General features: G+C 40.7%; 15 protein-coding genes. 14 read left to right on the forward strand and 1 reads right to left on the reverse strand.

What is annotated here, in order from left to right:
* The first annotated feature begins 210 nt into the window (after window positions 1–210).
* The 3 genes from QM469_RS09270 to QM469_RS09280 all read left to right on the forward strand — a co-directional run bounded on the left by QM469_RS09270 (window position 211) and on the right by QM469_RS09280 (window position 2,543).
* The gene (locus tag QM469_RS09270) at window positions 211–723 is read left to right on the forward strand and encodes an adenine phosphoribosyltransferase (protein WP_001049312.1); all 513 of its coding nucleotides are present in this window, start codon (window positions 211–213) and stop codon (window positions 721–723) included.
* 192 nt (window positions 724–915) lie between these two features.
* Window positions 916–1,860, forward strand: coding sequence for a homoserine O-acetyltransferase MetA (gene metA / locus QM469_RS09275; protein ID WP_414276641.1), 945 nt, complete (start codon window positions 916–918; stop codon window positions 1,858–1,860).
* A gap of 8 nt (window positions 1,861–1,868) precedes the next feature.
* On the forward strand, window positions 1,869–2,543 hold the full coding sequence (locus tag QM469_RS09280; protein WP_414276642.1) for a DnaD domain-containing protein: 675 nt from the start codon (window positions 1,869–1,871) through the stop codon (window positions 2,541–2,543).
* A 77-nt stretch (window positions 2,544–2,620) separates the two neighbouring features.
* Here QM469_RS09280 and QM469_RS09285 read toward each other — a convergent pair whose 3' ends face one another.
* Window positions 2,621–4,072: an alpha-amylase gene (locus QM469_RS09285; protein WP_414276643.1), complete on the reverse strand. Its 1,452-nt coding sequence runs from the start codon at window positions 4,070–4,072 to the stop codon at window positions 2,621–2,623.
* Between the two features lie 258 nt (window positions 4,073–4,330).
* Between QM469_RS09285 and QM469_RS09290 the strand changes: the two genes are divergently transcribed.
* From QM469_RS09290 to QM469_RS09340, 11 genes are all read left to right on the forward strand, one after another.
* A complete protein-coding gene (locus tag QM469_RS09290; RefSeq protein WP_414276644.1) occupies window positions 4,331–5,494 on the forward strand; it encodes a class I SAM-dependent rRNA methyltransferase in 1,164 nt (387 codons plus the stop codon).
* The gene (aroD, locus tag QM469_RS09295; RefSeq protein ID WP_414276645.1) at window positions 5,491–6,168 is read left to right on the forward strand and encodes a type I 3-dehydroquinate dehydratase; all 678 of its coding nucleotides are present in this window, start codon (window positions 5,491–5,493) and stop codon (window positions 6,166–6,168) included. The genes QM469_RS09290 and aroD overlap by 4 nt, the downstream gene beginning before the upstream one ends.
* Window positions 6,158–7,012, forward strand: a complete 855-nt coding sequence (locus QM469_RS09300) for a shikimate dehydrogenase (RefSeq protein WP_414276646.1) — start codon at window positions 6,158–6,160, stop codon at window positions 7,010–7,012. The genes aroD and QM469_RS09300 overlap by 11 nt, the downstream gene beginning before the upstream one ends.
* A gap of 18 nt (window positions 7,013–7,030) precedes the next feature.
* On the forward strand, window positions 7,031–8,098 hold the full coding sequence (aroB, locus tag QM469_RS09305) for a 3-dehydroquinate synthase (protein ID WP_414276647.1): 1,068 nt from the start codon (window positions 7,031–7,033) through the stop codon (window positions 8,096–8,098).
* A gap of 9 nt (window positions 8,099–8,107) precedes the next feature.
* The gene (aroC, locus tag QM469_RS09310; RefSeq protein WP_414276648.1) at window positions 8,108–9,274 is read left to right on the forward strand and encodes a chorismate synthase; all 1,167 of its coding nucleotides are present in this window, start codon (window positions 8,108–8,110) and stop codon (window positions 9,272–9,274) included.
* Between the two features lie 9 nt (window positions 9,275–9,283).
* Complete coding sequence (locus QM469_RS09315; protein WP_414276649.1) at window positions 9,284–10,387, forward strand: prephenate dehydrogenase; 1,104 nt, start codon at window positions 9,284–9,286, stop codon at window positions 10,385–10,387.
* 11 nt (window positions 10,388–10,398) lie between these two features.
* On the forward strand, window positions 10,399–10,737 hold the full coding sequence (locus QM469_RS09320) for a YlbF/YmcA family competence regulator (RefSeq protein WP_414276650.1): 339 nt from the start codon (window positions 10,399–10,401) through the stop codon (window positions 10,735–10,737).
* 89 nt (window positions 10,738–10,826) lie between these two features.
* Window positions 10,827–12,110 carry a 3-phosphoshikimate 1-carboxyvinyltransferase gene (gene aroA, locus QM469_RS09325; RefSeq protein WP_414276651.1) on the forward strand — a complete coding sequence of 428 codons (1,284 nt, stop codon included), beginning with the start codon at window positions 10,827–10,829 and terminating at the stop codon, window positions 12,108–12,110.
* Window positions 12,103–12,579 carry a shikimate kinase gene (locus QM469_RS09330; RefSeq protein ID WP_281334674.1) on the forward strand — a complete coding sequence of 159 codons (477 nt, stop codon included), beginning with the start codon at window positions 12,103–12,105 and terminating at the stop codon, window positions 12,577–12,579. Before aroA ends, QM469_RS09330 begins: the two co-directional genes overlap by 8 nt.
* Window positions 12,576–13,424, forward strand: coding sequence for a prephenate dehydratase (gene pheA, locus QM469_RS09335; protein ID WP_414276652.1), 849 nt, complete (start codon window positions 12,576–12,578; stop codon window positions 13,422–13,424). The genes QM469_RS09330 and pheA overlap by 4 nt, the downstream gene beginning before the upstream one ends.
* Window positions 13,421–14,740 (forward strand): LCP family protein, encoded by a 1,320-nt coding sequence (locus QM469_RS09340; RefSeq protein ID WP_281334672.1) that lies wholly within the window; start codon window positions 13,421–13,423, stop codon window positions 14,738–14,740. Before pheA ends, QM469_RS09340 begins: the two co-directional genes overlap by 4 nt.
* The last annotated feature ends 34 nt before the right edge of the window (window positions 14,741–14,774 follow it).

Consider the following 14,774-nt stretch of genomic DNA (forward strand, 5'->3'; position numbering starts at 1 on the left):
ACTTTGAGCGAGAGTGGCGCATCGAACAAAATCGTCAACGAAACCAAAACTCTAAAAGCAAAAAGAAGTAAGTACTTCATTCAGCGAATGCTAGCAACAATTGAAGAAAAAATGAGAAGTCTTGTACCAAGTATCAAGGCTTCTTTCTATTTTGCTTTTCTAGGAATTATGGTATAATAGGGAGTAAAAACTTTAAAAGAAAGAAACGCTATGAACTTAAAAGATTACATTGCAAGTATTGAAAATTATCCGCAAGAAGGAATTACATTCCGTGATATCAGCCCTTTGATGGCTAACGGCAATGCCTACAGCTATGCTGTTCGTGAAATTGTTCAATATGCTACTGACAAAAAGATTGATATGATCGTAGGGCCAGAAGCGCGTGGATTTATCGTTGGATGTCCAGTTGCTTTTGAGTTGGGAATTGGTTTTGCACCTGTACGTAAACCAGGGAAATTGCCACGCGAAGTCATTTCAGCTGACTACGAAAAAGAATATGGTGTTGACACTTTGACCATGCACGCAGATGCTATCAAACCAGGTCAACGTGTTCTTATCGTAGATGACCTCTTGGCAACAGGTGGTACTGTTAAAGCGACAATCGAAATGATTGAGAAATTAGGCGGTGTCGTAGCTGGTTGTGCCTTCTTGATTGAGCTTGACGAGCTAAAAGGTCGTGAGGCAATCGGAGATTACGATTATAAAGTTTTGATGCATTATTAATGAAAAACAGTCCCTAGGGCTGTTTTCTCTTAATGATGATATAAAAAAAGGCTATATCTAGTTAGAGAAAAACTATAATTGAAAACTATATCTTCATACAGTATAATAAAGGGAAAGAGAAACGTCAGCATTTTTCCCCGTTGACGATACCATGTTTACTTGAGTCCAATATGATACAGTAAGGAGATTTCTATGCCGATTCGAATTGATAAAAAATTACCAGCAGTTGAGATTTTACGAACGGAAAATATTTTCGTCATGGATGACCAGAGGGCGGCTCATCAGGATATTCGACCACTGAAAATTCTGATTTTAAACTTGATGCCACTGAAAATGGTTACAGAAACTCAGCTTTTACGCCATTTAGCCAATACTCCTTTGCAGTTAGATATTGAATTTTTATATATGGAAAGTCATCAGTCGAAAACAACTCGTTCTGAGCATATGAAGACTTTTTATAAGACCTTCTCAGAAGTTCAAGACCAGTATTTTGATGGCTTGATTATTACAGGTGCTCCAGTTGAACATCTCCCTTTTGAAGAAGTGGACTATTGGGAGGAATTTACTAAGGTTATCGATTGGTCTAAGACTCATGTCTTTTCAACCCTGTATATTTGCTGGGGGGCACAGGCGGGTCTATACTATCGCTATGGCGTAGATAAATACCAGATGGACCAGAAGCTTTCTGGGATTTATCCTCAAGATGTTTTGAAAGAAGGTCATCTCCTATTGAGAGGATTTGATGATTTATATGTATCTCCTCATTCTCGCCATACAGAAGTCCACAAAGAAGATATCCTGAATAAAACAAATCTAGAGATTTTAGCATCAGGAAAAGAGGTGGGAATCTCTATCCTTGCGAGTCGAGATTTGAGAGAAGTCTATAGCTTTGGGCATTTAGAGTATGATCGTGATACCCTAGCGAAAGAATATTTTAGAGATCTAGATGCTGGTTTAGATCCCCATATACCAGAAAATTATTTCAAAAACGATGACATCCATGAACTTCCTTGTATGCGTTGGAGTTCCTCAGCAGCTCTCTTTTTCAGTAACTGGGTAAATTATGCAGTTTACCAAGAAACGCCTTTTGAGTGGAAGAGTGCAGAAGAAGATGTATCTCATTTTGGATATTTATAAGAGGAATTATGACATATTTAGATGCTTTCAAATCAGGCAACTTGGTGCTACCAAGTGCTCTGCTCTTAAACTACAATCAACTGTTCTCATCAAGCGATGATTTCTTAGTTTGGCAATTTTTTTATCTACAAAATACAACAGCTTTAGGGGAATTGTCCCCAAGTCAAATCGCAGAGAAAATTGGAAAGCAAGTCTTTGAAGTCAATCAAGCGATTTCGCGCTTGACAGAAAAAGGCTTACTTCAATACCGAACCATTGAACTCAATGGTGAGATAGAAGTGATTTTTGATGCGACTTTAGCTTTAGAGCGCTTAGACCAACTTTTTGAAAAGCAAGAACCTAGCCAAGTGGCACCTGCTAAAAATGATTTAAAAGACTTGGTGGAAACCTTCCAACAAGAGCTAGGTCGTCTCTTAAGTCCTTTTGAAATCGAAGATTTAGAAAAGAGTTTGAAAGAAGACGGGACCAGTGCGGACCTGATCAAAGAGGCCCTACGTGAGGCCGTTTTGAATGGAAAACCAAATTGGAAGTATATCCAAGCTATCTTACGAAACTGGCGTCATGAAGGCATTAAGAGTGTAGTCCAGGTAGAGGCGAAGCGTCAGGAGAGAGAAGCGACTAATCCTCAAAATGTTCAAGTTTCATCTGATTTTAAAAATGCCATGGATCTTTGGAAAGACTAATTTAAGTATTGATAATAGAAAAAAATGCCTACAGGCTAGAAAGAAAATCTGGCTTGTGGGCATTTTTCTATAAGAACTTAGTTAGCCAGTCCCCATACACTAAGAGAGCGTTCTGTAACTGGGAAATCTCCATAACCTTCAGCATTAATCGTTACTTGGTCAGGATGATTTGCTAGTAAATCAACAAAGGTTTGGTCAGCCCATTCTTGACCGACGAACATGGTTTTAGAGTTTGCTTTGGCATTAGAAATTACGATGGCAAGTGGTGATTGATTGTCAGCTCCTGAACGGACCCAACCGATACAATTAGGGTCATCAAAGTAGTCGGTTTGCTCTCCATAAGCCAACTCTTTTCGGATAGCTAGCAAACGGTCAAGAACATCTTTGAAATCTTGCTGAGCATATTGACCAGAAATACCGTAGTAGTCTCCGTAAAAGACACATGGGAGGCCCTGCTCTCGCAAAAGAATGAGGGCGTAGGCTGCTGGTTTAAACCATTCTTCAACAGTGGATTCAAGAGCTTGGCCACGTTGAGTATCATGGTTTTCGACAAAGGTTACAGCTCTGTCTGGATTGAGTTGTACTAGACTATCCTCAAAGATGGTTGTCAAATCATAGTCTGCACCAGCTTGGCTTGCTTCAAAGAGATTCATATGGAGGCGGACATCGACTAAGTCGAAGCGTTCTTCAATTTTATCAAGGTATTCTAGGTTAGCTTCTTTGTCTGGGTTCCAAAATTCACCAAAAACATAAAAATCTTGACCATATTTTTCCTTCATGTCACGGATAAAATTCCCCATAAAGAAGGAGTCGATGTGTTTAACTGCGTCTAGACGAAAACCAGCTACACCAGTCGTTTCCATGAACCAGTCAGCCCAATCATAGATGTTTTTGATAACTTCAGGATGTTTGAAGTCCAAGTCAGCATACATGAGATAGTCATAGTTACCATTTTCGTTATCGACTAATTCCTCGTTGGCCCAACCCTTATTATCTCCCTGGATAAGGTAAATACCAGACTTCCGTCTTTTGGCATCATAGTCAGTCCCAGTGAAATGGTACCAGTGCCAGTGGAAATCATTGTAGGTGTTTTGTCTTCCATCAAAAGTAAAGTTTGTCCAACCATTGATGGTAAAAGGTTCGCCTATTTCAACAGTTCTATCTTCTGGGTCGACTTCAATAACCTGGAAGGATTCTAAACGGTCTGCAGCTGCCTTGTGGTTTAAGACGACGTCAGCCATAGGTCGAATCCCATGTGATTTAAGTGTTTGAATGGCTTGAAGATAGTCTTCTTTGAAACCGTATTTGGTACGAACAGTGCCTTTTTGGTTAAATTCTCCAAGGTCAAATAAATCATAGACGCCATAACCGACATCCTTTTCATTGGTTGCCTTGAAAGCAGGTGGCATCCAAATATGACTGATTCCCAATTCTGCTAGGTGTTCAGCGTCATCAGCAAGTCGTTTCCAATGTTTTCCGTCGTGTGGTAGATACCATTCAAAATATTGCATTAGAGTTTGATTTTTCATAGATAGTCCTCTTACTTAACAGTGATGAGAATTATTGTAGCATAAAGTCAGTTTCTACGCAAACGTTTGCGCTAAAATTAAACTCTTTGAATGTTCTGTCTATTTTTGAAGAATGGGCAGAGACCTGCAAAAATTGAAATATTATAAAAGAATTATAGAAAGATGTACATCCTGCTCTTGTCATGAAGAGTGATGGGATAAAAGCTGTAAATGGTTTCTATTTTGTGAATTGTCACAAAATTTGTTATAATAGTATTTATGAATAAAGTATTCGTCAGTAGACGTGTTGAAAAAAAACTAAACCAAGGTCTAGTACTTTTGGAGGAAATTGATTTTCCAGAACTATCTGAAACTGATCAGGAAGTCGAGTTATTTAGTCAAAACAAGCAGTTTTTGGGCAAGGCCTATTTATCTCGTCAAAATAAGGGGATTGGTTGGTTTGTAACGAACCAGAAGCTTTCTTTTAACCAAAAATTCTTTGAAAGTTTGTTTGAAAAAGCCAAACAAAAACGTTCTTCTTACTATCAAGATGAGTTGACAACTGCCTTTCGTTTGTTTAATCAAGAAGGCGATGGCTTTGGTGGAATGACTTTGGATCTCTATGGAGATTATGTTGTTTTCTCCTGGTATAACTCCTATGTCTATGGGCTTCGCCAACAGATCCTAGCAGCCTTTGCTCAGGTTTTCCCTGAAGTCTTAGGTGCCTATGAAAAGATTCGTTTTAAAGGTCTAGACTATGAGTCTGCCCATATCTATGGTCAAGAAGCACCAGAAAATTTTACAGTTCTTGAGAATGGCGTCCTCTATCAAGTTTTTATGAATGACGGTCTTATGACAGGCATCTTCTTGGACCAACATGAAGTGCGTGGTAGCTTGGTTGATGGTTTAGCTATGGGGAAATCCTTGCTTAATATGTTTTCCTACACAGCAGCTTTCTCAGTTGCTGCAGCAATGGGAGGCGCTAGTGAAACAACCTCTGTAGACCTAGCCAAACGTTCAAGAGAACTGTCAGAAGCTCATTTTCATGCCAATGGACTCAGTCTTGACAATCATCGTTTCATTGTTATGGATGTCTTTGAATACTTTAAATACGCTAAGCGTAAGGGCTTGTCTTACGATGTCATCGTTCTTGATCCGCCTAGCTTTGCTCGTAATAAAAAACAAACCTTCTCTGTAGCTAAGGATTATCACAAATTGATTTCCCAAAGTTTAGAGATTTTAAATCCGGGAGGTACGATCATTGCTAGCACCAATGCTGCCAATGTTTCCCGTCAAAAATTTATAGAACAAATCGATAAAGGATTTGCAGGAAGAAAGTACCAGGTTCTTAATAAATATGGACTTCCAGCAGACTTTGTCTACAATGAAAAAGATGAAAGTAGTAATTACCTTAAGGTGATTAGCATGAAGGTAACTAAATGAAATTAGTCGTTTCAGTAATGCCAAAGAGTTTAGAAGAGGCGCAAGAAATCGATGCAATGCGGTATATCGATGCTGATATCATTGAGTGGCGTGCCGACTTCCTACCAAAGGAAGCTATTTTACAGGTAGCTCCAGCTATTTTTGAAAAATTTGCAGGCCGTGAACTCCTCTTTACCCTACGTACTCGTGCTGAGGGAGGCGAGATCGATTTGGATTCGGCAGAGTATGTACAAATTATCAAGGATGTAGCTCAACTCTATCAACCTGAATACCTTGATTTTGAGTATTTTGGTCACAAGGATGTTTTTGAAGAGATGCTTGATTTTCCAAATCTGGTCTTGAGTTATCATAATTTCCAAGAAACTCCAGAGAATATGATGGAAATCTTATCCGAGCTTACCAGCCTAACGCCCAAAGTGGTTAAAGTATCTGTTATGGCTCATACAGAACAAGATGTATTGGACCTTATGAACTTTACGCGTGGCTTTAAAACACTGAACCCAGAACAAGAATATGTGACGATTTCTATGGGGAAAATGGGTAAGGTTTCTCGTATCACTTCAGATGTGACGGGTTCTAGCTGGTCTTTTGCGAGTCTGGACGAAGCCAGTGCTCCAGGACAGATTTCACTTTCTAGCATGAAAAAAATTCGGGAGATACTAAATGAAGATTGATGGCTACACACGTTTAGCAGCTGTAGTCGCCAATCCTATCAAACACTCCATTTCACCCTTCATTCACAACAGAGCTTTTGAGGCAACCAATACCAATGGGGTTTATCTTGCTTGGGAGGTAGAAGGAACTGACTTGGCAGAAACAGTTGCCAACATTCGTCGTTTCCAGATGTTTGGAATCAATCTTTCTATGCCCTACAAGGAACAGGTGATTCCTTATTTGGATCAATTGAGTGAAGAAGCTCGTTTGATTGGTGCTGTCAATACAGTGGTGAATCGAGAGGGAACTTTAATTGGATATAACACAGATGGCAAGGGATTCTTTAAGAGCTTGCCTTCTTTTAAAATATCTGGGAAAAGAATGGTCTTGTTAGGAGCAGGCGGTGCAGCCAAGGCAATTTTGGCGCAGGCAATCTTGGATGGAGTAGACCAGATTTTTGTCTTTGTACGTTCGGCTTCAATAGAAAAAACAAGACCTTACTTAGAAAAACTGCAAAATGAAACAGGGTTTAAAGTAGATTTATTTGCTTTAGAAGATGTTTCTGAACTGCAAGCAAGGATAACTGATTCGGATTTACTGGTAAATGCGACTAGTGTGGGTATGGATGGAGTATCTCTGCCAATCCCAGCAAGTGTCCTTTTACCAGAGAAGCTTTTGGTAGCTGATGTGATTTATCAACCCTTTGAGACACCATTTTTATATTGGGCAAGAAACCAGAGCAATCAAGCTATCAATGGTCTTGGCATGTTGCTTTACCAAGCAGCTGAAGCTTTTCAGTTATGGACCGGCAAGGAGATGCCAACCGATCAAATCTGGGAATTACTAAAACAAAAGTATCAATAAAGAAAAAGGAGAACTGCTATGAAAATCAGAATAGACCTTCCCCACCATCCTTATGATATTCAGATTGAAAAAGGATGTTTGTCTCAAGCAGGAAAATGGTTGCGGGAACTTTGGCAACCGCAAAAAGTCGTTATCATTACCGATAACCATGTAGCTTCTCTCTATGCAGAAAAAGTTAAATTGAGCCTAGAGGATGCTGGTTTTCAAGTGGCAGTTTTTGACTTTCTAGAGGGTGAAGAGCGAAAAAATCTAACCACAGTTCAAAAGGCTTATGAATTTCTAGTTAAGCAAGACTTGACTCGCAGTGACGGCATCGTAGCTTTAGGTGGTGGTGTAGTTGGTGATTTGGCTGGCTTTGTAGCCTCTACCTATATGCGAGGTATTCACTTTGTTCAAATTCCGACCAGTTTGACTGCTCAAGTCGACTCTTCAATCGGTGGTAAGACAGGAGTGAATACTCCTTTTGCCAAGAATATGGTTGGAACTTTTGCTCAGCCGGATAGTGTTTTGATTGACCCAACGGTTCTTGAAACCTTAGGTAAGAGAGAGTTGATTGAAGGAATGGGTGAAGTCATCAAGTATGGCTTAATTGAAGATCCAGAACTCTGGGACTTGTTATCTGAAATGGATGGTTCTGTGGATAGTATTTGGGAGCATTCAGAAAGTTTGATTGAGCATTCTTGCCAGGTGAAACGCAAGATGGTAGTTGAGGATGAATTGGACAATGGCATTCGTCTATATCTCAACTTTGGTCATACAATCGGCCATGCTATTGAAGCAACTGCTGGTTATGGACGTGTCATGCATGGTGAGGCAGTAGCGATGGGAATGGTTCAGGTCTCTAAAGTAGCCGAACAAAAAGGCCTTATGCCAGCTGGAATCACTCAGTCTATCCGAGAAATGTGTCAGAAATTTGGGCTTCCTGTGGATTATGAAAACTGGGATGTTGATAAGCTTTATCAGGCTTTGACTCATGATAAAAAAGCGCGTGGTAACACTATGAAATTAGTCTTGGTACCAGAACTTGGTTCAGCTACTATTCACCCCGTCTCACTCGAAGAAATGAAAGATTACTTGGTAAAATAAGGAGAATGTATGAGATATTTAACAGCAGGAGAATCACACGGTCCTCGTCTGACAGCAATTATTGAAGGAATCCCAGCAGGTCTTCCTTTGACTGCCGATGATATCAATGAGGATCTCAAACGTCGTCAAGGTGGTTACGGCCGTGGTGGACGTATGAAGATTGAGAGTGATCAGGTTGTCTTTACTTCTGGTGTCCGCCATGGAAAGACGACAGGGGCTCCCATTACCATGGATGTCATTAACAAAGACCACCAAAAATGGCTTGATATCATGTCTGCCGAGGACATTGAAGACCGCCTTAAAAGTAAACGAAAAATCACTCATCCTCGCCCAGGTCACGCTGACTTGGTAGGAGGTATCAAATACCGCTTTGATGATTTGAGAAATTCCCTGGAACGTTCATCTGCCCGTGAAACGACTATGCGAGTAGCAGTTGGGGCTGTGGCTAAACGACTATTGGCTGAGCTTGATATCGAAATTGCTAACCATGTTGTTGTTTTTGGTGGCAAAGAAATTGATGTTCCAGAAAACTTAACAGTCGCAGAGATAAAAAAACTAGCTGCCCAGTCAGAAGTTTCTATCGTCAATCAAGAACGTGAGCAGGAAATCAAGGACTATATTGATCAAATCAAACGTGATGGAGATACCATCGGTGGTGTTGTCGAAACAGTTGTCGGTGGTGTTCCGGTTGGTCTGGGTTCTTATGTTCAATGGGATCGAAAACTAGATGCAAGATTAGCTCAAGCAGTTGTCTCCATCAATGCCTTTAAGGGTGTGGAGTTTGGACTAGGCTTTAAAGCAGGTTATCTCAAGGGTAGCCAAGTCATGGATGAAATTCTCTGGTCACCAGAAGATGGCTATACTCGTCGGACCAATAATCTTGGAGGTTTCGAAGGTGGTATGACCAATGGTCAACCGATTATTGTTCGTGGGGTTATGAAACCAATTCCAACTCTCTATAAACCATTGATGAGCGTTGATATTGAAACCCATGAGCCTTATAAGGCAACGGTGGAGAGAAGTGATCCAACCGCTCTTCCAGCAGCAGGTGTTGTTATGGAAGCAGTCGTAGCAACAGTTTTGGCCCAGGAAATTCTAGAGAAATTCTCTTCTGATAATCTGGAAGAATTAAAAGAAGCTGTTGCTAAACATCGGGAGTATACAAAGAATTATTAAGGAGTTCTTATGGCTAAAACCATCTATATCGCAGGACTGGGTTTGATTGGTGCTTCCATGGCACTCGGAATCAAGCGGGATCATCCTGATTATGAAATTTTAGGATACAATCGTAGTCAAGTGTCTAGAGATATTGCCTTGGAGAGAGGAATGATTGACCGAGCGACGGATGATTTTGCTAGTTTTGCTCCACTTGCAGACGTCATCATTCTTACCCTGCCAATCAAGCAAACTATTGCCTTTATTAAGGAATTGGGCAACTTGGACTTGAAAGATGGTGTCATTATTTCTGATGCTGGATCGACCAAATCAGCTATTGTGGCTACAGCAGAGAAGTATTTTGCTGATAAGCCTGTTCGCTTTGTTGGGGCTCATCCTATGGCAGGTAGTCATAAGACAGGAGCAGCTTCTGCCGATGTTAACCTTTTTGAAAATGCCTACTATATCTTCACACCTTCGAGCCTAACGGCTCCAAATACGCTTGACGAAATGAAAGACTTGCTGTCAGGTCTGCACGCTCGTTTTATTGAAATCGATGCTACAGAGCATGACCGAGTGACTTCTCAGATCAGTCATTTTCCGCATATCTTAGCATCAGGATTGATGGAACAAACCGCCAGTTATGCTGAAGAGCATGAAATGGCACGACGTTTTGCGGCAGGTGGTTTTAGGGATATGACTCGGATTGCCGAAAGTGAGCCTGGTATGTGGACTTCTATCCTATTATCTAATCGAGAGACTATTATTGAACGCATCGAGGATTTTAAGCGACGTTTGGACGAGATTGAGCAAGCAATCAGCAAGGGTGATGAAAACCAAATCTGGAACTTTTTCAATCAAGCTCGTGAGCAACGCCAAGCTATGGAAATCCATAAACGAGGAGGAGTAGATAGCTCATTTGACCTCTATGTCGATGTTCCCGATGAGGAAGATGTTATCTTGCGCATCTTGGAATTGCTAAGAGGAACTTCCTTGGTCAATATCCATATCAATGAGGAAAACCGTGAAGATATTCACGGGATTCTGCAAATTTCCTTTAAGAATGCTCAGGATTTAAAACGTGCTGAGCAAGTCATTACAGAAAATACGAACTACACAGTTGTTATTAAATAAGGAGGACAATTATGTCAAATATTTATGATAGTGCAAATGAACTTAGTCGTGGACTACGTGAGTTGCCTGAATACAAGGCGGTTAAAGAAGCTAGAGATGCTATTCAAGCCGATGCAGAAGCTAGCAAGATTTTTGCGGATTATATTGCTTTTCAACATGAAATCCAAGTCATGGCCCAAACTGGTCAAATGCCCGACGCTTCTTTCCAAGAAAAAATGGAAAACTTTGGTAAGTTGATTCAAGGCAATGCTCTCTTGTCAGAATTCTTTGCAAAACAGCAACAACTTTCTATTTATCTATCTGATATTGAAAAAATTGTTTTTGAACCAATTTCAGAACTTTTACAATAAGAATTTACCTCATAAAGTCAGGAATTTTTAAGAAATTTCTGACTTTTTATGATAAAATAAGAAAAAGTATTGTCAGTATGAGGTCTAGTATGAAGTTAAAAACAAACATTAACCATTTGAATGGTAGTATTCGAGTACCAGGGGATAAGTCCATCAGTCATCGCTCTATCATTTTTGGGAGCTTGGCTGAGGGTGAGACTAAAGTTTATGATATCTTACGTGGTGAAGATGTTTTGTCAACCATGCAAGTTTTTCGTGACCTCGGTGTTGAGATAGAGGACAAAGACGGTATCGTTACCATTCAAGGTGTTGGTATGGATGGATTGAAAGCCCCTAAGAATGCTCTCGATATGGGGAATTCGGGGACCTCTATTCGTTTGATTTCAGGCGTCCTTGCTGGTGCAGATTTTGAAGTGGAGATGTTTGGAGATGATAGTCTTTCCAAACGTCCTATGGACCGTGTGACCCTTCCTTTGAAAAAAATGGGAGTTAGCATTTCTGGTCAGACAGAGCGAGACTTGCCACCGTTGCACTTAAAAGGTACAAAAAATTTAACACCTATTCATTATGAATTGCCGATTGCCTCTGCTCAAGTTAAGTCAGCCTTAATTTTTGCAGCTTTGCAGGCTCAGGGTCAGTCTGTCATCATTGAGAAGGAGTGCACTCGTAATCATACAGAAGATATGTTGCGTCAATTTGGTGGAGACTTGAGTGTCGATGGTAAGAAAATCACAGTTCAGGGGCCACAGAAACTAAGTGGGCAAACAGTTGTCGTACCTGGAGATATTTCCAGTGCAGCCTTTTGGTTAGTCGCAGGTTTGATTGTTCCAAATTCTCGTGTGGTACTTAAGAATGTTGGTATTAATGAAACACGTACAGGGATTATCGATGTTATCCGTGCTATGGGTGGCAAATTAGAGATTATTGATATTGATTCAATTGCTAAGTCTGCAACCTTGACTGTTGAAACTTCAGATTTAAAGGGAACCGAGATTGGTGGAGCCTTGATTCCACGTTTAATTGATGAATTACCAATTATTGCGCTCCTTGCTACCCAAGCTCAAGGTCAAACAGTCATCAAAGATGCAGAAGAACTCAAGGTCAAAGAAACGGATCGCATTCAAGTTGTTGCTGATGCCTTAAATAGCATGGGAGCAACTATTACTCCTACAGCAGACGGCATGATTATCAAAGGGAAATCTGCTCTCCATGGATCCAGAGTCAATACCTTTGGAGACCACCGTATCGGCATGATGACAGCCATTGCAGCGCTTTTAGTGGCAGATGGGGAGGTTGAATTGGATCGGGCAGAAGCCATTAATACTAGCTACCCAAGCTTCTTTGATGATTTGGAGACTTTGATTCATGGCTAAGGTTTTACTTGGATTTATGGGGGCAGGAAAATCTACTATTGCTAGAGGATTAGATCCTGACTTTGTAGACATGGATGCCTTGCTTGAAGACCGACTGGGGATGCCAATTGCTCGTTTCTTTGAAGAAAAAGGAGAAGCAGCCTTCCGTCAGATAGAAGAAGAAGTTTTGGCTGACCTACTAAAAACGGACCAAGTCGTGTCTACTGGTGGTGGAGTGGTCATTTCTCAGAAAAATCGTGCCTTGCTCAAGCAAAATTCAGAGAATATCTACCTAAAAGCAGATTTTGAGACCCTTTACCAGCGAATTTCAGATGATAAGGACAATCAACGCCCGCTATTTCTAAAAAATAGTAAGGAAGATTTGGCAGGGATTTTTAATGAAAGACAGGCTTGGTATGAGGAAGTGGCTAGTAAAGTTATCGATGTGTCCAAGCTAAGCCCAGAGGAAATTATAGAGGAATTGACATGAAAATTGCCTATCTAGGTCCCAAAGGATCTTTTTCGCACCATGTGGTGCAAACGGCTTTTCCTCATGAGGAACTGGAGCCATTTTCAAATATTACAGACGTTATTAAGGCCTATGAACAGGGATTGGTAGACTATTCAGTAGTGCCAGTTGAAAATTCCATTGAAGGTAGTGTTCATGAGACACTAGACTATCTTTTCCATCAGGCTCGCATTCAAGCTGTGGCAGAGATTGTTCAGCCAATCCACCAACAATTGATGGCAGTGCCAGGGCAATCTAAAATTGAGAAAATCTTTTCTCACCCACAGGCATTAGCACAAGGGAAGAAATTTATTGACGAGCATTATCCAGATGCGCAACTAGAAGTCACTGCCAGTACAGCCTACGCTGCGCGCTATGTTTCTGAGCATCCTGATCAACCATTTGCGGCAATTGCCCCAAGAAGTTCTGCAGAGGAATATGGTTTAGAACTCATCGCTCAAGATATTCAAGAAATGGAAGCCAATTTTACTCGTTTTTGGGTTTTGGGAACTAAATTACCACAAATCCCCTTGAGTCCAGGTTCTGAAAAGATGAGTCTAGCTTTGACCTTGCCAGATAATTTACCTGGTGCACTTTACAAGGCACTCTCGACCTTTGCTTGGCGAGGGATTGACTTAACCAAGATAGAAAGTCGTCCCCTTAAAACTGCACTTGGAGAATACTTCTTTATCATTGATGTTAACTATAGAGATAAAGAACTGGTCCACTTTGCTCAAAAAGAATTAGAAACGATTGGAATCCAGTATAAAGTACTAGGTGCTTATCCTATCTATACCATACAGGATAAAGGAAAGGAGAAGGAATGACTAGAGAGAATCCTTTGACACACCATGAAAAACTGAGATATGACTATCTTTTGAAAAATATTCATTATTTGAATGAGAAAGAAAAGAGGGAATTTGACTTTTTACATGCTAAGTTAGAAGGTCAAAAAGGTACAGAGGAAGTTTTCAATCCAGAAGCCAAAGAACAACTTCTTTCAGACTCTGGTATCGACCTACCAACCTATGCTAATCGTAGCCGTTCTAGCCGCCGTAGTGGTGGAGCTCAACTGGAAACGAAGGTTCCAAAAGCTAAGAAGTCAAAGAAAAAAAGAGGTTTTCGTTTTAAACGCTTATTTGCTTGGTTAGGGATGTTATTCCTTTGTGTAGCAATTGGAATGATCGTCATGTTCTTAAAGGGATTCCAATCGGCGAATCCTAATAGCTCAAATGGTCCCAAAGATGCCAAAGCTGCTCAGGTTGAGGTTTTTAATGGACAAGATACGCGTGATGGGGTTAATATTCTTATTTTAGGAACAGACGGCCGTATTGGACAGAATAGTGCAGAAACACGGACAGATTCCATTATGGTTCTGAATGTAAGTGGCAAAGATAAAAAATTGAAGCTCGTTAGCTTTATGCGTGATAACTTGGTCTATATTGATGGATATAGCCAAGTCATCAATGGTCAAAAACAGACCGACCATAAATTAAACTTAGCCTACGAATTAGGGGAACAAGAAGGTAAACAAGGAGCCGAAATGGTCCGCAAGGTCCTCAAGGATAATTTTGATCTAGACATCAAATATTATGCCCTTGTCGATTTCCAAGCCTTTGCGACAGCCATTGATACGCTTTTCCCTGATGGTGTGACCATTGATGCTCAGTTTTCAACTCTAAACGGGGTCCCAGTGACAGAAGCGACTGTAGGAGATGACTTGCACGCAACGGAAACTGAGTCACCGACTCAAACCATTCGAGCTGGGAAACAACAGATGAATGGTTCGACTCTTCTCAACTATGCACGTTTCCGTGATGATGATGAGGGGGACTATGGCCGTACTCGTCGACAACAGCAGGTCATGACAGCTGTCTTGCAGCAGATTAAAGATCCGACAAAACTTTTCACGGGCTCAGAAGCACTAGGAAAAGTATTTGCCATGACCTCTACAAACCTTCCATATACTTTCTTATTGACCAATGGCTTATCAGTCCTTGAAGGAGGTCAGAATGGTATTGAAAGATTGACAGTTCCAGAACTTGGAGACTGGGTAGACGACTTTGACGTATACGGTGGTCAATCCCTTCGAGTGGACCAAAAAGCTTACCAAAATAAACTGGCCCAGATGGGATTTAGGTAGACTGAAAAAAACGAATCAGAGCTTGGTATACCTA

The sequence above is a fragment of the Streptococcus infantis genome (assembly GCF_047464215.1).
Classification (GTDB): domain Bacteria; phylum Bacillota; class Bacilli; order Lactobacillales; family Streptococcaceae; genus Streptococcus; species Streptococcus infantis_P.